The 17,602-nt window shown below is 69.7% G+C and carries 19 protein-coding genes; 12 read left to right on the top strand and 7 right to left on the bottom strand.

Annotated elements, in window-relative coordinates; genetic code table 11:
* Window positions 1-5: 5 nt before the first annotated feature.
* Window positions 6-722, bottom strand: a complete 717-nt coding sequence (gene dnaQ, locus WG923_RS18560) for a DNA polymerase III subunit epsilon (RefSeq protein WP_340352471.1) — start codon at window positions 720-722, stop codon at window positions 6-8.
* A gap of 24 nt (window positions 723-746) precedes the next feature.
* On the opposite strand from dnaQ, the gene WG923_RS18565 reads away from it, so the two are divergent.
* The 12 genes from WG923_RS18565 to WG923_RS18620 all read left to right on the top strand — a co-directional run bounded on the left by WG923_RS18565 (window position 747) and on the right by WG923_RS18620 (window position 12,651).
* Window positions 747-1,511, top strand: coding sequence for an SDR family NAD(P)-dependent oxidoreductase (locus tag WG923_RS18565; RefSeq protein ID WP_340352472.1), 765 nt, complete (start codon window positions 747-749; stop codon window positions 1,509-1,511).
* A gap of 82 nt (window positions 1,512-1,593) precedes the next feature.
* Window positions 1,594-2,811: an ABC transporter substrate-binding protein gene (locus WG923_RS18570; RefSeq protein ID WP_340352473.1), complete on the top strand. Its 1,218-nt coding sequence runs from the start codon at window positions 1,594-1,596 to the stop codon at window positions 2,809-2,811.
* A gap of 21 nt (window positions 2,812-2,832) precedes the next feature.
* Window positions 2,833-3,702, top strand: a complete 870-nt coding sequence (locus WG923_RS18575) for a branched-chain amino acid ABC transporter permease (protein WP_340352474.1) — start codon at window positions 2,833-2,835, stop codon at window positions 3,700-3,702.
* A 79-nt stretch (window positions 3,703-3,781) separates the two neighbouring features.
* Window positions 3,782-4,780, top strand: coding sequence for a branched-chain amino acid ABC transporter permease (locus WG923_RS18580; protein WP_340352475.1), 999 nt, complete (start codon window positions 3,782-3,784; stop codon window positions 4,778-4,780).
* Window positions 4,773-5,525 (top strand): ABC transporter ATP-binding protein, encoded by a 753-nt coding sequence (locus WG923_RS18585; RefSeq protein WP_340352476.1) that lies wholly within the window; start codon window positions 4,773-4,775, stop codon window positions 5,523-5,525. The genes WG923_RS18580 and WG923_RS18585 overlap by 8 nt, the downstream gene beginning before the upstream one ends.
* Entirely contained in the window at window positions 5,522-6,235 is a 714-nt protein-coding gene (locus tag WG923_RS18590; protein WP_340352477.1) for an ABC transporter ATP-binding protein, read from the top strand. The genes WG923_RS18585 and WG923_RS18590 overlap by 4 nt, the downstream gene beginning before the upstream one ends.
* A 5-nt stretch (window positions 6,236-6,240) precedes the next feature.
* On the top strand, window positions 6,241-7,206 hold the full coding sequence (locus WG923_RS18595) for a tripartite tricarboxylate transporter substrate binding protein (protein WP_340352478.1): 966 nt from the start codon (window positions 6,241-6,243) through the stop codon (window positions 7,204-7,206).
* A gap of 9 nt (window positions 7,207-7,215) precedes the next feature.
* Window positions 7,216-8,475 carry a 3-isopropylmalate dehydratase large subunit gene (locus WG923_RS18600; protein ID WP_340352479.1) on the top strand — a complete coding sequence of 420 codons (1,260 nt, stop codon included), beginning with the start codon at window positions 7,216-7,218 and terminating at the stop codon, window positions 8,473-8,475.
* On the top strand, window positions 8,472-8,969 hold the full coding sequence (locus WG923_RS18605; RefSeq protein WP_340352480.1) for a LeuD/DmdB family oxidoreductase small subunit: 498 nt from the start codon (window positions 8,472-8,474) through the stop codon (window positions 8,967-8,969). The genes WG923_RS18600 and WG923_RS18605 overlap by 4 nt, the downstream gene beginning before the upstream one ends.
* Window positions 8,966-10,441, top strand: coding sequence for a dihydroorotase (locus WG923_RS18610; protein WP_340352481.1), 1,476 nt, complete (start codon window positions 8,966-8,968; stop codon window positions 10,439-10,441). The genes WG923_RS18605 and WG923_RS18610 overlap by 4 nt, the downstream gene beginning before the upstream one ends.
* Window positions 10,441-11,787, top strand: coding sequence for an FAD-dependent oxidoreductase (locus WG923_RS18615; protein ID WP_340352482.1), 1,347 nt, complete (start codon window positions 10,441-10,443; stop codon window positions 11,785-11,787). Before WG923_RS18610 ends, WG923_RS18615 begins: the two co-directional genes overlap by 1 nt.
* 3 nt (window positions 11,788-11,790) lie before the next feature.
* Complete coding sequence (locus tag WG923_RS18620) at window positions 11,791-12,651, top strand: isocitrate lyase/PEP mutase family protein (protein ID WP_340352483.1); 861 nt, start codon at window positions 11,791-11,793, stop codon at window positions 12,649-12,651.
* Between the two features lie 115 nt (window positions 12,652-12,766).
* On the opposite strand, the gene fdx is transcribed toward WG923_RS18620, so the two are convergent.
* The 6 genes from fdx to WG923_RS18650 all read right to left on the bottom strand — a co-directional run bounded on the left by fdx (window position 12,767) and on the right by WG923_RS18650 (window position 17,602).
* Window positions 12,767-13,105 (bottom strand): ISC system 2Fe-2S type ferredoxin, encoded by a 339-nt coding sequence (gene fdx / locus WG923_RS18625; RefSeq protein ID WP_340352484.1) that lies wholly within the window; start codon window positions 13,103-13,105, stop codon window positions 12,767-12,769.
* Between the two features lie 20 nt (window positions 13,106-13,125).
* Window positions 13,126-14,985, bottom strand: coding sequence for a Fe-S protein assembly chaperone HscA (gene hscA, locus WG923_RS18630; RefSeq protein WP_340352485.1), 1,860 nt, complete (start codon window positions 14,983-14,985; stop codon window positions 13,126-13,128).
* Window positions 14,986-15,004: 19 nt separating this feature from the next.
* Window positions 15,005-15,523: a Fe-S protein assembly co-chaperone HscB gene (hscB, locus tag WG923_RS18635; RefSeq protein WP_340352517.1), complete on the bottom strand. Its 519-nt coding sequence runs from the start codon at window positions 15,521-15,523 to the stop codon at window positions 15,005-15,007.
* A gap of 121 nt (window positions 15,524-15,644) precedes the next feature.
* A complete protein-coding gene (gene iscA / locus WG923_RS18640; RefSeq protein ID WP_340352518.1) occupies window positions 15,645-15,968 on the bottom strand; it encodes an iron-sulfur cluster assembly protein IscA in 324 nt (107 codons plus the stop codon).
* Window positions 15,969-15,970: 2 nt separating this feature from the next.
* On the bottom strand, window positions 15,971-16,357 hold the full coding sequence (iscU, locus tag WG923_RS18645; RefSeq protein ID WP_340352486.1) for a Fe-S cluster assembly scaffold IscU: 387 nt from the start codon (window positions 16,355-16,357) through the stop codon (window positions 15,971-15,973).
* Window positions 16,358-16,381: 24 nt separating this feature from the next.
* Window positions 16,382-17,602: an IscS subfamily cysteine desulfurase gene (locus WG923_RS18650; protein WP_340352487.1), complete on the bottom strand. Its 1,221-nt coding sequence runs from the start codon at window positions 17,600-17,602 to the stop codon at window positions 16,382-16,384.

Below are 17,602 nucleotides of genomic sequence, written 5' to 3' on the forward strand. Positions count from 1 at the left end.
CGCCATTATGCCACAGGTGAAAACGGGACCTGACGCCACACTGTCTTGCCGCCGCTGGCCTTGTCCAACTGCTTGAGCACTTCCTCGTGCGCCGCGGCCTCCTGCTCGCTGGCGGTCAGCACCGGCAGCGTGAACTGGCGCAGGTCCACGCGCGTGAGGATGGCGCCCGGCGAGCGGGCGTCCGACTCGTCGATCAGGAGCGCGTCCTGGCCGCGCGTCATGTTGATGTAGACGTCCGCCAGCAGCTCGGCGTCCAGCAGGGCGCCGTGCAGCGTGCGGCCGGAGTTGTCCACCTCCAGGCGGTCGCACAGCGCGTCGAGGCTGTTGCGCTTGCCGGGGAACATCTCCTTGGCCATCGCCAGGCTGTCGATCACGCGGGCCACGCGGCCGGTGAACGCGGGCCGCCCGAGCAGTTCCAGCTCCTTGTTCAGGAAGCCGATGTCGAAGGCGGCGTTGTGGATGATGATCTCGGCGTCGGCCACGTACTCCATCAGTTCGTCGACGATGGCGGCGAACTTGGGCTTGTCGCGCAGGAATTCGTTGCTGATGCCGTGGACCTTCAGGGCGTCCTCGTGCGAGTCGCGCTCCGGGTTCAGGTACCAGTGCTTGTTGTTTCCCGTCAGCTTGCGGGCGAACAGCTCGACGCAGCCGATCTCGATGATGCGGTCGCCGGCTTCTGCGGACAAACCCGTGGTTTCGGTGTCGAGGACGATCTGGCGCATGGTGGCGGAATTATGCTTGAGCGCATGGCCGACTCATTCAACCTGACCGACAGGATCGCACTCGTCACCGGCGGCAACGGCGGCATCGGCCTCGGGATGGCGCGGGGCCTGGGCGAAGCCGGGGCCACGGTGATCGTCGTGGGCCGAAACGAGGAGAAATCCGCGGCGGCGTTGCGCGAACTGCAGGCGGCGGGCGTGCGCGCCGAGTCGCTGCCCTGCGACGTGACCGACGAGGCCGCCGTGCAGCGCCTGTTCGCCCAGGTGCGCGAGCGCCACGGCCGCCTGGACATCCTCGTGAACAACGCCGGCGCCACGGTGCGCAAGCCGCCGCAGGACTTCACGCTGGACGAATGGAACGGCGTGATGGACGTGAACCTGACCAGCGTGTTCCTGTGCGCGCGCGCCGCGCACCCGCTCATGGTGGCGGCCGGCGCGGGCAAGATCATCAACATCGCCTCCATCCTCTCGATCTTCGGCGCGCCTTATGCGCCGGCCTATTGCGCGAGCAAGGGCGGGATCGTGCAGCTGACCAAGTCGCTGGCGATCGCCTGGGCGAAGGACCGCATCCAGGTGAATGCGGTGCTGCCGGGATGGATAGACACCGAGCTCACGGTGGGCGCCCGGGCGCAGGTGGCGGGGCTCAACGAACGCGTGCTGGCGCGCACGCCGGCGGGGCGCTGGGGCACCCCGCGGGATCTCGCCGGCATCGCGGTGTTCCTGGCCAGCGCGGCAAGCGAGTTCGTCACCGGCGCGGCGATTCCCGTCGACGGCGGGTATTCCGTTTCGTGACGCCCGGAACCCTGGATTCCCCCCGGAGCCTGCCCCCGCGCAGGCGGGGCGGGAAGGACGGTATTGCAACAAGGAGAACGAAATGTCCGCAGCTTTCCCCAGCCGTCGCCGCTTCGTCGCCCAGGCAGGCGCCGCGGCTTCGGCGCTTGCCTTCCCGCTCGTGGGGGGCGCGCAGGCGCGCTCCGTGCGCATCGGCGTGCTGCACCCCGTGACCGGCGCCCTCGCCTACTCCGGCCAGCAGTGCCGTGAAGGCGCGCTGATGGCGATCGACGACATCAACAAGGCCGGCGGCATCAAGTCCCTCGGCGGCGCGAAGATCGAGCCGCTGCTGGGCGACGCGCAGTCCACGCCCGCCGCGGGCACGGCGGAAATCGAGAAGATGAACGAGGCCGGCGTGAGCGCCGTGGTGGGAGCCTACGCCTCCGCGATCTGCCTGGCGACCACGCAGGCCGCGGCCAAGTACGGGCTGCCGCACGTGGTGGACGTGGGCGTGGCCGACCAGATCGTCGAACGCGGGCTGAAGAACACCTTCCGCTTCGCGCCCGGCTACAAGAAGTGCGCGGACATCGCGCTGGCCAACCTGCACGTGCTCAACACCGCCGCCGGCAAGCCCGCCAGGACGGTGATGATCATCCACGAGGAGTCCCTCTTCGGCTCCGGCACGGCCAACCTGCTGGCGCGCGAGCTGCCCGGCTACGGCTACGACGTCAAGGAAGTGATCAAGCACGCCAACCCGACGCGCGACTTCAACAACATCGTGCTGCGGATGAAGGCGGTCAATCCCGACATCGTCATCCCGGCCAACTACTACAACGAATACGCGCTGCTGGTGCGCACGATGCAGCAGCAGAACGTGCGCCCCAAGGCGATCTACTCGGTGCTGGGCGGCGCGGCCTCCAGCTACAAGTTCGTCAAGGAGTTCCCGCAGGCCGCCAACGGCATCATCGACTGCAACCACTGGTTCAACCCGAAGGACAAGCGTTCCTTTGCACTGAAGCAGCGCACCGAGGCGAAGAACCTGTTCTACAGCTACGAGGTGTTCCTCACCTACACCGCGATGCGCCTGCTGGCCGATGCGCTGGAGCGCGCCAGGTCCACCGACCGCGCCGCGATCATCAATGCGCTGGAGACCAGCACGTTCTCCGACCACTTCCTGCCTTACGGCCCGACGAAGTTCGTCAACGGCCAGAACACGGGTGCGCAGCCGCTCATGACGCAGGTGCTGGCCAACGACATCAAGGTGATCGTGCCGCGCGAGTACCGCGAGGCCGAGCCGGTGTTCCCGCTGAAGGCGGCCTGAGCGGCGGGCAGCGGAGGCTGCATGTTCGACTTCGGCATCCTGTTCCCGGCGTTCCTCAACGGCCTCACCACCGGCGCGGTGTACGCGCTGGTGGCGCTGGGGCTGACGCTGATCTACGGGGTGCTGCACATCATCAACTTCGCGCACGGCGCGGCACTGATGATGGCGCTGTACGGCGTGTACTTCCTCAAGCAGCTGGGCATCGACCCGTATCTCGCGCTGGTGCCGATGGCCGCCGTGATGTTCGTGGGCGGCTATGCGATCCAGCGCGGGATCATCACCCGCGCCAGCCACGGCAAGGACGAGAACATCCTGCTGGTCACGCTGGGGCTGGCCATCGTGCTGGAGAACGTCGCCCTGCTCGCTTTCAAGTCGGACACGCGCACCATCGACACGCCCTACACGCTGTCGACGATCGCCATCGGGCCGGCCGCGATCTCGGTGCCCAAGGTGGTGGCCTTCTTCGGCGCGCTGGTCGTGTCGGCCCTGCTGCTGTGGATCGTGCGGCGCACCGAGCTCGGGCGCGCGATCCGCGCCGTGGCCAGGGAGAAGCACGGCGCGCGGCTGGTGGGCATCGACGTGGACCACGTGTACGCCATGAGCTTCGGCATCGGCCTGGCCTGCCTGGGCGCGGCAGCCTGCTTCCTGCTGCCGGCGTACTACGTGAACCCGCAGGTGGGCAACGGCTTCGTGCTGGTGGCCTTCACCATCGTGGTGCTGGGTGGCATGGGCAGCTTCGCCGGGGCGCTCCTGGGCGGGCTCCTCGTGGGCGTGGTGGAATCGCTGGGCGGCCTGTGGTTCGGCGAGTCGCTGGGGCAGATCGGGATCTTCCTGCTGTTCATCGCGGTGCTGCTATTCCGGCCGCAGGGGCTGTTCGGGGCCAAGGCATGAGCGTCGCCGGGCCGCCCCAAGACGCGAAGGCCCCCTCGGGGGGCAGCGCAGTACACGAAGTGACAAGCGTGGGGGCACGATGAGCGCCCGGCGGGATTTGATCCAGATCGCGATGTTCGCGGTGGCCGTCCTGTTGCTGGCGCTGACAGCGCGCTCCGGCGTCGTGCTGAACCTCGCCATGATGGCGCTGTACGGCGCGCTGATGGCCATCGCCTGGAACCTGCTGGGGGGCTACGGCGGCCAGTTCTCCTTCGGCCATGCCCTCTTCTTCGGCACCGGCGCCTATGCGCAGGCCATCGCGCAGGTGCAGGGCGGCATCAATCCCTGGCTCGCGCTGCCGCTGGCCATCGCGGCGGCGGCCCTCGTGGGACTCTTCTTCGGCGCCCTCTCCTTCCGCTACGGCCTCAAGGGCTCGTACTTCGCGCTGGTGACGCTCGCGTTCGCGGAGGTGTTCCGCATCGTGTCGCTGTCGGTGCCCTTCACCGGCGCGGGCGTGGGCCTGATGGTGCCGCTGAAGGAAGGCACGGCCAACATGCAGTTCGCCGACCGGCGCGGCTACGTGGTGCTCGCCCTGGCGCTGGTCGTCGCGGGCCTGCTCGTCACGAGCTGGCTGCGCCATTCGCGCTTCGGCGCCTGGCTGCAGGCGGTGCGCGACAACGAGGACGCGGCCCGCGCGATCGGCGTCGATCCCTTCCGCGTCAAGCTGGGCGCCATCGGCCTGTCCGGCGCGCTGATGGGCGCCGCCGGCGCGTTCTACGTGCAGGTGTTCCAGTACATCGACCCCGGCATCGCCTACGGCCCGCACACCTCGGTGGAGGCGCTGGTGGCGGCGATCGTCGGCGGCCTGGGCACCTTGTGGGGGCCGGTGCTCGGTGCGATCGTGCTGCACCTGCTGGGCGACCTCACGCGCAACCTGTTCGGCGCGCTGCCGGGGATCAACATGATCATCTACGGCGCGGTGCTGATCCTGATCGTGATGTTCGCGCCGCGCGGGCTGCTGGGGCTGGGGCGCTCGGTGCGCGGCCTGTGGGCCGGCGCGACGGCACCGGCCGCGGTGCGGGAGCAAGCCGATGGCTAGCGCGCTCCTGAGCGTGCAGGGCGTGTCGAAGTCCTTCGGCGGACTGGCCGCCGTGCAGGACGTGTCGCTGGACCTGCCGGCGGGCATGCTCGGAGCCTTGATCGGACCCAACGGCGCCGGCAAGACCACGCTCTTCGCGCTCGTCTCCGGATTCCTGCGGCCGGATGCAGGCTCGGTGGCCTTCGACGGGACGGACATCTCCGGCGTGCCCCCGCACCTGAACGCACGCCGGGGCATGACGCGCACCTTCCAGGTCGTGCAGCCCTTCGCCGCGCAGACGGTGCGCGAGAACATCGCCGTCGGCGCGCACCTGCATTGCCCGGGGCGGCGCGAGGCCCTCGCGCGGGCCGAGGCCGTCGCGCAGCGCCTCGGCCTGGCCTCCCAGCTGGACAAGCCCGCCGGCGAGCTCACCGTGGCCGGCCGCAAGCGGCTGGAACTGGCGCGCGCGCTGGCCACGCGCCCGCGCCTGCTGCTGCTCGACGAAGTGCTCGCGGGGCTGAATCCGCAGGAAGTCGGCGAGATGGTGCCGGTGCTGCGCGAGATCGCCGCCGGGGGCATCACGATCCTGATGATCGAGCACGTGATGCAGGCGGTGATGAACCTGGCGCAGCACGTCTGGGTGCTGGCACAGGGACGCCTCATCGCCTCCGGCACGCCGGGCGAGGTCACGCGCGATCCGCAGGTGATCGAGGCCTACCTGGGGCACGGCACGGCGCGCAGGCTCGCGGCGAGGGCAGCACCATGAACGAGTCCCTGCTGTCCGTGCGCGGCCTGCGCAGCGGCTATGGTGCCGTGGAAGTGCTGCGCGGCATCGACCTCGACATCGCGCCGGGCGAGATCGTGGCCCTGCTTGGAAGCAATGGCGCGGGCAAGACGACCTTCAACCAGACGGTGAGCGCGCTGGTGCCGGCGCGCGGCGGCAGCATCCGCTTCGAGGGCCGCGATATCACGCGCGCCCACTACCGCGACGTGGTCGCGCAGGGGCTGATCCACGTGCCCGAAGGCCGGCGCATCTTTCCGAACCTGTCGGTGCTGGAAAACCTGGAGCTCGGCTCCTTCGCGCGGGCGCGGGCGCATCGCGCGACCAACCTGCAGCGGGTATACGAGATCTTCCCGCGCCTGAAGGAACGCACGACGCAGCTCGCCGGTACCATGAGCGGCGGCGAGCAGCAGATGCTCGCTATCGGCCGCGGGCTGATGGGCGAGCCGCGGCTGCTGATCCTCGACGAGCCTTCGCTGGGCCTGTCGCCGCTCCTCGTCGAGGAGCTGTTCGGACTGGTGGCGCAACTGCACGCGCAGGGCCTCGCCATCCTGCTGGTGGAACAGAACGTGGCGCAGTCGCTGGAAATCGCGCAGCGCGCCTACGTGCTGGAGAACGGCGCGATCCAGTTTTCCGGCACCGGCGAGGAACTGCTCGCGACCGACCGCCTGCGCCAGGCGTACCTGGGAGTGTGATGGACATGGACAAGTTTCGATTCACGCGGCGCGGCCTGCTCCTGGCAGCAGGTCTCGCCGCTTGCGGCGTGCACGCGCAGGGCACGCAGCAGCCCGTGCGCATCCTCGTGGGGGCGCCTGCGGGCGGCACCACCGACACCATGGCGCGCGCGCTCGCCGCCGAACTCGGGCGCTCCCTCGGGCGCGTGGTGGTCGTGGAGAACCGCCCCGGCGCGGGCGGCAACATCGCGGCAGACCTCGTGGCCAAGTCGCCGCCGGACGGGAACACCCTGCTCATGAGCTTCACCAGCCACGCGATCAACGCCAGCCTCTATCCGAGCCTGCCCTTCGATCCGGAAAAGGACTTCACGCCGCTCACGATGGTCTCGACCACGCCCGCGCTGCTGGTGGCGAATCCCTCGCTGCCCGCGAACAACCTGCGCGAACTGATCGCGCTGGCGAAGTCGGGGCCCGGCAAGCTCAATTTCGCCATCGGCGCGCTCGGCTCCTCCGTGCACCTGGCGGGCGAGGCGTTCAAGATGATGTCGGGCACCTACATCGTGAACATCCCGTACAAGGGGACGGCGCCGGCGATCCAGGACGTGCTGGCCGGCCAGGTGGAGATGATGTTCGCCAACGTCGGCAACGCGCAGCAGCACGTCCGCGCCGGCAAGCTCAAGGCGCTGGGCGTGACCAGCCCGAGGCGCCTGCCGGCCTTTCCCGACGTTCCCGCCATCGCGGAGGTGCTGCCCGGCTACCAGTCCAGCGCCTGGTTCGGCCTGTTCGGGCCGGCCCGCATGCCGCCGGAACTGGTCCGGCGCATGAGCGATGCGGCGCGCCAGGCCATCGCGACGCCGGAGGTGAAGAAGCGCATCGAGAACGAGGGTGCCGCGCCGGTGGGCAACGCGCCGGACGAATTCGCCCGCTTCGTGCACGAGGAGATCGCGCGCTGGGGCAAGGTCGTGAAGTACTCCGGCGCCAAGCCCGAATAGGTTCCGGCCATGTCCATGTCGCTGGCCTGCAAGCTGATCGCGCGCGCCGCCGGGCGCGAGCGCGTCACGCCCGGCGAGATCGTGACCTGCCAGGTCGATCTCGCGATGTTCCACGATTCCTCCGGCCCGCGGCGCCTGGCGCCGATGCTGCAGCAACTGGGCGCGGCGATCTGGGACAAGTCGAAAGTGGTGCTCGTGATGGACCACTACGTCCCCGAGCGCAACGAGGACGCACGGCGCATCGTGCGCATCGCCCGCGAATGGGCCCGCGAGCAGGACCTGCCGCACGTGTACGACTCGATCGGCATCTGCCACGTGGTGGTGCCGCAGCACGGGCACATCCGCCCCGGCATGTTCTGCGTGGGCGGCGATTCGCATTCGCCCACCGGCGGTGCCTTCGGGGCCTACATGTTCGGCATCGGCGCGACCGAGATGCTGGGCGTGGTGACCACCGGCGAGCTCTGGGTGCAGGTGCCGCAGACGATCCGCATGCGATGGGACCAACGGCTGCCCCCGGGCGTCTCCGCCAAGGACATGATGCTGGCCATGATCGGCCGCTTCGGCATGAACGGCGGGCGTTACCAGGCGGTGGAATACGCGGGCGAGGCCGTGCGCGAACTGGCGATGCCCGAGCGCATGACGCTCGCCAACATGAGCGCGGAGCTGGGCGCGCAGGTGGGGCTGGTGGCGCCGGACGAGGTCACGCAGGAGTGGCTGGAAGCGCACGGCGCGCCGGGCGTGGATTTCGCGCCCTGGTCTTCCGACGAGGGCTCGGCGGACGAGGAGCACGGCTTCGATGCGTCCGCGCTCGCGCCGCAGGTGGCCGCGCCCTTCAGCCCCGCCAACGCGGGCCCGGCGGGGGACTTCGCCGGCACGGCGATCCAGGCGGCCTACATCGGCGCCTGCACGGGCGCCAAGCTTCAGGACTTGCGCTTCGCCGCCGAAGTCCTGCGCGGCCGCCGCGTGGCGCGCGGCGTGCGCCTGCTGGTCGCGCCCGCCAGCCACGAGGACCGCGACGAAGCCGAGCGCGAAGGCGTCCTCGAAGTGCTGCGCCAGGCCGGTGCGCAGATGCTGCCCAGTGCCTGCGGCGTGTGCGCGGGCTACGGCGACAGCTTCGCCGCCGACGAAACCGTGATCTCCAGCACCGCGCGCAACTTCAAGGGCCGCATGGGGCCGCCCAGCACGCGGGTGTACCTCGCCTCTGCGTACACGGTGGCCGCCTCCGCGGTCGCGGGGTGCATCGCCGACCCGCGGGAGGTGCTCGCATGACCGCGACGCACCGCGTGTGGAAGCTCGGCGCCGACGTGGACACCGATGCGCTGGCGCCGGGCGCGTGGATGCAGCACGGCATCGAGGTCATCGCCCGGCATTGCCTGGAGGCGATGCGTCCCGATTTCGCCGCGGGCGTCCAGCCGGGCGACGTCGTGGTGGCCGGCGCCAACTTCGGCATCGGCTCCTCGCGCGAGCAGGCCGCGGACGCGCTGCGCCACCTGGGCGTGGCCGCCGTGATCGCGCCCTCGTATTCGGGCCTCTTCTTCCGCAACGCCTTCAACCTGGGGCTGCTGCTGCTCACGTGCGGCGGCTGCGAGGCCATCGCGGAAGGCGAGCGGATCGCCTTCGATGCCCGCGCGGGCACCGTCACCCGCGCCGACGGCACGGTGCTGCGCGCCGATCCCATTCCCGGCTTCCTGCTCGAGATGGTCGAGGCAGGGGGCCTGCTGAACCAGCTGAAACGCCGCTTCGAGAGGAGGCCCTGCCCATGACCAGCCCGCCCTACGACCTGTTGATCCGCAACGTGCGCGTGGTGCGACCGCACGGCAACGTGGTGCACACATCCGACATCGGGATCCGCGACGGCAAGTTCGCCCGCGTGGCCCCCGGCATCGACCCCCTGCAGGCCACGCAGGTGGAAGATGGCCGCGGCCTGCTGGCCTTCCCCGGCGTGGTCGATGCCCACATGCACAGCGGCATCTACTCGCCGCTGGCGGAGGATGCCGTGAGCGAGTCGAAGGCGGCTGCCATGGGCGGCGTGACCTCCAGCCTGAACTACTTCCGCACCGGCCAGTACTACCTGAACAAGGGCGGGCCCTACGCCGACTTCTTCCCCGAGGTGCTGGAGACCTCGAAGGACCGCTTCCACGTGGACTACGGCTACCACCTCGCGCCGATGGACGCCACGCACATAGCCGAGATCCCGATGCTGGTCGAGAAGTTCGGCGTGGCGAGCTTCAAGATCTTCATGTTCTACGGCTCGCACGGCCTGCACGGCGCCAGCGATTCGCAGCGGCAGTTCCTGATGATCGGCGAAGACCAGCGCTACGACTACGCGCACTTCGAATTCATCATGCGGGGCGTGCAGGCGGCACGCGAGCGCTTCCCCGAACGGGCGCACCAGATCTCGCTGTCGCTGCATTGCGAGACGGCGGAGATCATGACCGCCTACACGAAGATCGTGGAGAAGGACGCATCGCTCAAGGGCCTGGCCGCCTACAGTGCCTCGCGGCCGCAGCACTCCGAGGGCCTGGCCGTGTTCATCGCCAGCTACCTCGCGCACGAGACGGCGCTGCCGAACGTCAACCTGCTGCACCTGAGTTCGCGCAAGGCGGTGCAGGCGGCGCTGATGATGGCCGACACGTTCCCGCACATCGACTTCCGGCGCGAGGTGACGATCGGGCACCTGATGCTGGACATCCATTCGCCCGCCGCGGAACTGGCGAAGGTCAACCCGCCGATCCGCCCGCGCGAGGACGTGGAGTTCCTGTGGCAGGCGCTGCTCGCCGGCGAGCTGGACTGGGTGGTGTCCGACCATGCGTGCTGCCGCCACGAAAGCAAGATCCCCAGGCACTACTTCGGCAACATCTGGATGGCCAAGAGCGGCTTCGGCGGCACCGAATACCTGCTGCCGGCGCTGGTGAGCGAAGGCACGCGGCGCGGCATGGGCTACAACCACATGGCCCGCGTGACGAGCTGGGCGCCGGCGCAGCGCTTCGGCCTGAACCGCAAGGGCGACATCGCGGAGGGCTACGACGCCGACCTGGCGCTGGTCGATCCCGCCAAGACGTGGACGGTCCGCGCGCAGGACTCGCCCTCGACGCAGGGCTACACGCCCTTCGAGGGGATCGAACTGTCGGCGCGCGTCGAATCGACCTGGCTGCGCGGCGAGCAGATCTACGCCAGCGACCGCGGCGTGATCGGTGCCCCGCGCGGCCAGTACCTGTTCCGGCCGACGGCCTGATGGACGCGTCGCCGCGCGTGGTGCGCGCCGCTCGGATGGACGCGCCGGTGCACGTGCCGGTGGCCATCGTCGGCGCCGGTGCGTGCGGGCTGGTGGCGGCCATCGCGCTGCGGGCGGCCGGCCTCGAGTGCGTGCTGCTGGAACGCGATGCGTCACCCAGCGGGTCGACCGCGCTGTCCTCGGGCTTCATCCCGGCGGCCGGCACGCAGGTGCAGCGCGCGCTCGGGATCGACGACGATCCGCAGCGCTTCGCGCAGGACATCCAGCACAAGTCGCGCGGCGCGGCGGCGGCGCACCTCGTGGAGGCGTACACGCGGGCCGCGGCCCCTGCACTCGATGCGCTGGCGGCGCGCGGGCTGCGTTTCGAGGTGCTCACGAACTTCCTCTATCCGGGCCACGGCGTGCACCGCATGCACAGCCTGCCGCAGCGCACCGGCGCGGCGCTCGTCGCGGCGCTGCTGGAGGCGGCGAACAGCGACGGCGCGGACCTCCTGGCCTCCGCCCGCGTGACCGAGCTCTGGGCCGACCCGCAGGACCGCATCCTCGGCGTCGGCGTGGAGCGTCCCGGCGGCACCATCGAGCGCATCGCCTGCGACGTGCTCCTGCTCGCCTGCAACGGCTTCGGCGGCAATCCGCAACTGGTGCGCGACCTGCTGCCGGAGATGCGCGACGCGATCTTCGCCGGCCACACGGGCAACGACGGCAGCGCGATCCTGTGGGGCCGGCAGCTCGGGGCAGCGCTCGCGGACCTCGGCGGCTACCAGGGCCACGGCTCCTGGGTGGTGCCGCAGGGCGCGCTCATGACCTGGGCGGTGATGATGGAGGGCGGCGTGCAGCTCAATGCGCGCGGCGAGCGCTTCCACGACGAGACCCAGGGCTATTCGGAAGCGGCGGTGGACGTGCTGGCGCAGCCGGGCGGGATCGCGTGGAACGTGTTCGGCGACGCGCAGCTCGCGCTCGCGCGCGAGTTCCCGGATTTCCGGGCGGCCGAGGCCGCCGGCGCGCTGCGCACCGCGGCCGACGGCGCGGCGCTGGCGCGCATCATCGGCTGCGAGGCCGCGGCGCCGCCGGCGGAGATCGCGCGCTTCGGGCCGCCCTTCCATGCGGTGCGCGTCACCGGCGCCCTCTTCCACACCCAGGGCGGGCTGGACATCGACGGGGCATGCCGCGTGCGGCGCACCGACGGCTCCGTGTTCCCCAACCTGCTGGCCGCCGGCGGCGCGGCGCGCGGCGTCAGCGGCAATGCGGTGTGGGGTTATCTTTCCGGCAACGGGCTGCTCAGCGCCGTGGCCGGCGGCTGGATCGCCGGCCACACGGCCGCCGCGCAGCTTGCTTCACGAAGGTAGTCCATGGCTTCCACCTTGAAATCCCTGCTCGCGCGGCCGCAGCCGCTGCTGGCCCCCGGCGTCTACGACGCCCTCAGCGCGCTGGTGGCCGAGCAGGCCGGCTTCGAGGCGCTGTACCTGTCCGGTGCCTCCATCGCGTACACGCGCCTCGCGCGCTCCGACATCGGCCTGACGACGGCGACGGAAGTCGCGCAGACGCTGGCGCACATCACGGACCGCGTGGCGCTCCCGGTGATCGTCGACGGCGACACCGGCTTCGGCAACGCGCTGAACGTGCAGCGCACGGTGCGCGATTTCGAGCGCGCGGGCGCCGCGATGATCCAGCTGGAGGACCAGGGCTTTCCCAAGCGCTGCGGGCACCTGGACGGCAAGACGGTGATCGCGCAGGCGGAGATGTGCGGCAAGCTGCGGGCGGCGCTGGATGCGCGGCGCGACGCTCAGACCCTGGTCCTGGCGCGCACGGATGCGGTGGCGGTGGAAGGGCTGGAGGCGGCGCTGGAGCGGGCCGAGGCCTACCTCGCCTGCGGCGTGGACGCGCTCTTCATCGAGGCGCTGCGCTCGCCGGAGCAGATGCACGCGGCCTGCGACCGCTTCGCGCAGCGCGTGCCGCTGCTCGCGAACATGGTGGAAGGCGGCAAGACGCCGGTGCTGAGCGCGCAGGAACTGGGCGCGATCGGCTTCCGGATCGTGATCTTCCCGGGCGGCACGGCGCGGGCGGTGGCGCACACGCTGCAGCGGTACTACGGGACCTTGCAGAAGGACGGGACGACCGCGGCGCTCAGGGGGGAGATGCTGGATTTCGAGGGGATCAATGCCCTGATCGGGACTGCGGAGCTGCTGGAGCGCGGCAAGCAGTATTCGTGATCAGCACGTGGAGCTTCAACAAACGCTGGGGTTTCGCTTCGCTCCACCGCCAGCCTACGATCCGGGGCTGCGCCGGTAGGCTGTTGGTGACGCGCGAAGCGCCGGAACCCCAGCGTCAGTGCTTTTCCTTGGCGTGGTTGATCGAGTACTTCGGGATCTCCACCACGAGGTCCTTCTGCGCCAGGATCGCCTGGCACGACAGGCGCGAGTTCGCTTCCAGGCCCCAGGCCCGGTCCAGCATGTCTTCCTCGTTCTCGTCCATCTCGTTGAGCGACTCGAAGCCCTCGCGCACGATGCAGTGGCAGGTCGTGCAGGCGCAGCTCATGTCGCAGGCATGCTCGATCTCGATGCCGTTGTCCAGGAGCGCTTCGCAGATCGAGGTGCCGGCGGGCGCTTTCACTTCCGCGCCGTTGGGGCAGTACTCGGGATGGGGCAGGATCTTGATGGTGGGCATAAGTGGTGCGGTGATCCCCCTCAGATGGATTCCAGCTTGCGTCCTGCAAGGGCCTTGCGGATGCCTTCGTTCATGCGCTCGGCGGCAAAGGCCTCCGTGCCCTTGGCCAGCGCCTGCACCGCGGCCTCGACCACGCCGGCATCGTTGCTGGCCTCGGCGGTCGCGCGCAGCGAGGCCATGAGTTCCTCGATCGCCTGGCGCTCCTGGGCCTCCAGCAGCTGGCCGTCGGCATCGAGCGCGCTCTGGGTGGCCAGCAGCATGCGCTCGGCGTCCACGCGCGCCTCGGTCAGCGCCCGCGCCTTCATGTCGGCCTCGGCGGTCGTGAAGCTCTCGCGCAGCATGCGCGCGATCTCGTCGTCGGACAGGCCGTAGGAGGGCTTCACCTCGATGCGCGCCTCGACGCCGCTGCCCTGCTCGCGCGCGGACACGTTCAGCAGGCCGTCGGCGTCGATCGTGAAGGTGACGCGGATGCGCGCCGCACCGGCCGCCATCGGCGGGATGCCGCGCAGCTCGAAGCGCGCCAGGCTGCGGCAGTCGGCCACGAGGTCGCGCTCGCCCTGCACCACGTGGATCGCCATCGCCGTCTGGCCGTCCTTGAAGGTCGTGAAGTCCTGCGCCTTCGCGGTGGGGATCGTCTCGTTGCGCGGCACGATGCGCTCCACCAGCCCGCCCATGGTCTCGATGCCCAGCGACAGCGGGATCACGTCCAGCAGCAGCAGCTCGCCCTGCGGGTTGTTGCCGGCCAGCTGGTTGGCCTGGATGGCGGCGCCCAGCGCCACCACTTCGTCGGGGTTCAGGTTGATCAGCGGCTCGGTGCCGAACAACTCGGCCACCGCACGGCGCACCTGCGGCATGCGCGTGGAGCCGCCCACCATCACCACGCCCTTGACCTCGTCGCGCTGCACCTTCGCGTCGCGCACGGCCTTGCGCACCGCCGTCAGCGTGCGCGCCGTGAGCTCCTTCGTGATCGATTCGAAGGCAGTCCGCGTCACGCGCACCTGCGCGCTGCGGCCGCCGAGCGCCAGCGGCACATCCACCGCTTCCTCGTCCGACAGCCGTTCCTTCACCTGCCGCGCCAGCATCTTGATCGAGGCTTTCTCCGCCGAGGAGCCGGCCACCAGCCCCGACTGCTGCTGCAGCCAGTCCGCCAGCGCGCGGTCGTAGTCGTCGCCGCCCAGCGCCGAATCGCCGCCGGTGGAGACCACCTCGAACACGCCCCGCGACAGCCGCAGGATGGAGATGTCGAAGGTGCCGCCGCCCAGGTCGTAGACGGCGTAGAGGCCTTCGCTGCCGTTGTCCAACCCGTAGGCGATGGCGGCCGCGGTGGGCTCGTTGATCAGGCGCAGCACGTTCAGGCCGGCCAGTTGCGCGGCGTCCTTGGTGGCCTGGCGCTGCGCCTCGTCGAAGTAGGCCGGCACCGTGATCACGGCGCCGTACAGGTCTTCGTTGAAGGTGTCCTCGGCGCGAAAGCGCAGGGTGGCCAGGATCTCGGCGCTGACTTCCACCGGCGACTTGGGGCCTTCGCGGGTCTGCAGCTTCACCATGCCCGGCTCGTCGAGGAACTGGTACGGCAGCTTCTCGCGATTGGCGACGTCCGCCAGGCCGCGGCCCATGAAGCGCTTGACCGAGGCGATCGTGTTCTCGGGGTCCTCGGCGTGCGCGGCGATGGCGTCCCAGCCGATCTGCCGGCGGCCTTCGCCCAGGTAGCGCACCACGGAAGGCACGATGACGCGGCCCTGCGCGTCCGGCAGGCATTCGGCGACGCCGTGGCGCACCGAGGCGACCAGCGAATGGGTGGTGCCGAGGTCGATGCCGACGGCGATGCGGCGCTGGTGGGGATCGGGCGAGGCGCCGGGTTCGGAGATCTGCAGCAGGGACATGGCTTGTGCGGTGAACCCGCTATTGTCCCAGTTGCGCGAGCCGCCCCTCGACGTCCTCGGCAAAGCGCTCGATGAACATGAGGGCTCTGACCTGCTGTGCCGCACCGCGCGGGTCGCGCTCGACGTCCAGCAGTTCGGCGATGCGGGCCAGCATGGCGCGGCGGCGGCTCGTCACGCGTTCGGACAGCGCGTCGAGCTCGTCCTCGCTGTCGGCCTCGTCGAGCGCCTCGCGCCAGTCCATCTGCTCCATGAGGAAGTCGCCCGGCATGGCGGTGTTGCTGTGCGCGTCGATCGGGGCGCCCGCCAGCTCGCAGAGGTAGGCCGCGCGCCTGAGGGGATCCTTCAGGCGCTGGTAGGCCTCGTTGATGCGCACCGACCACTGCAGCGCCACGCGCTGCGCCGCCGCGCCCTGGGCCGCGAACTTGTCGGGGTGGGCTCCCCGCTGCAGTTCCTTCCAGCGCGCGTCGATCTCCGAGCGCTCCTGCGCGAAGCGCTGCGGCAGGCCGAAGAGTTCGAAGTCGCTGGTACTCAGGTCCATCATTCGCAATAAAAAGCCGCCATCCGGCGGCTCCAACCCAGTGCCACCGCCGAACCGGCTTTGCCGGGCCGCTGGTGGCGCCCCCTCGAGGGGGAGGCGCCGCAGGCGCTTCGGGGGTGGGTCACACTCTGAAGGATTCTCCGCATCCGCAGCGATCCCGTTCGTTGGGGTTGTTGAAGCGGAAGCCCTCGTTGAGGCCCTCGCGCACGAAATCCAGCTCGGTGCCGTCGATGTACGCCAGGCTCTTCGGGTCCACCAGCAGCTTCACGCCGTGGTTCTCGAAGACGAGGTCTTCCGGTGCCACCTCGTCGACGTATTCCAGCTTGTACGCGAGCCCCGAGCAACCGGTGGTCTTGACGCCGAGCCGCACGCCCACGCCCTTGCCGCGCTTGGCAAGGTAGCGGGTCACGTGCCGAGCCGCGGCTTCAGTGAGCGTGACGGCCATGTTCAATTTGCGTGCTTCTTCTTGTAGTCCTCGACGGCGGCCTTGATCGCGTCCTCGGCGAGGATGGAGCAGTGGATCTTCACCGGCGGCAGCGCCAGTTCCTCGGCGATCTGGCTGTTCTTGATCGACGCGGCCTGGTCCAGCGTCTTGCCCTTGACCCATTCGGTCACGAGCGAGCTGGAGGCGATGGCCGAGCCACAGCCGTAGGTCTTGAAGCGCGCGTCCTCGATCACCCCGGTGGCCGGGTTGACCTTGATCTGCAGCTTCATCACGTCGCCGCAGGCGGGCGCGCCCACCATGCCGGTGCCGACATCCTCATCGCCCTTCGCGAACGAACCGACGTTGCGGGGGTTCTCGTAATGTTCGACGACTTTCTCGGAATAGGCCATGTTCGTACTCCTGGTATACCTTGGTCAGTGAGCCGACCACTGGATGGTGCTGATGTCGATGCCGTCCTGGTACATCTCCCACAGCGGGCTCAGCTCGCGCAGCTTGGCGACGTTCTGCCGGATCGTCGACACCGCGTAATCGATTTCCTCTTCGGTCGTGAAGCGGCCGATGGTCATGCGCAGGCTGCTGTGCGCCAGTTCGTCGCTGCGGCCCAGGGCGCGCAGCACGTAGCTGGGTTCCAGCGACGCGGACGTGCAGGCCGAGCCCGACGACACCGCGATGCCCTTGATGCCCATGATCAGCGACTCGCCTTCGACGAAGTTGAAGCTCATGTTCAGGTTGTGCGGCACCCGGTGCTCCAGGTTGCCGTTGATGAAGACCTGTTCGATGTCGTTCAGGCCGTCCAGCAGGCGCTTCTGCAGCGCGCGCACGTGCTCCAGGTCCTTCTGCATCTCTTCCTTCGCGATGCGGAAGGCCTCGCCCATGCCCACGATCTGGTGGGTGGGGAGCGTGCCCGAGCGCATGCCGCGCTCGTGCCCGCCGCCGTGCATCTGGGCTTCCAGGCGCACGCGCGGCTTGCGGCGCACGTACAGCGCGCCGATGCCCTTGGGGCCGTAGGTCTTGTGCGAGGCCAGGCTCATCAGGTCGACCGGCAGCTTCGCCAGGTCGATCGGCGTCTTGCCGGTGGCCTGCGCCGCGTCGACGTGGAACAGCACGCCCTTTTCCCGGCAGATCGCGCCGAGGGCGGGGATGTCCTGGATCACGCCGATCTCGTTGTTCACGAACATCACCGAGGCGAGGATCGTGTCGGGACGGATCGCGGCCCTGAATTTCTCCAGGTCCAGCATGCCGTCTTCCTGCACGTCGAGGTAGGTCACCTCGAAGCCCTGGCGCTCGAGTTCGCGCGTGGTGTCGAGCACCGCCTTGTGCTCGGTCTTCACCGTGATCAGGTGCTTGCCGCGCGTCTTGTAGAAGTGCGCGGCCCCCTTGAGCGCGAGGTTGTTCGACTCGGTGGCGCCCGAGGTCCAGACGATCTCGCGCGCATCCGCCCCGATCAGGTCGGCGACCTGCTGGCGCGCCTTCTCCACCGCCTCTTCGGCCTCCCAGCCCCACGCATGGCTGCGCGAAGCCGGGTTGCCGAAATGCTCGCGCAGCCAGGGGACCATGGCGTCGACCACGCGCGGGTCGACCGGCGTCGTCGCGCCGTAGTCCATGTAGATCGGAAAGTGCGGAGTCATGTCCAT

The organism is Ramlibacter sp. AN1133, from assembly GCF_037890035.1.
Classification (GTDB): Bacteria; Pseudomonadota; Gammaproteobacteria; order Burkholderiales; family Burkholderiaceae_C; genus Ramlibacter.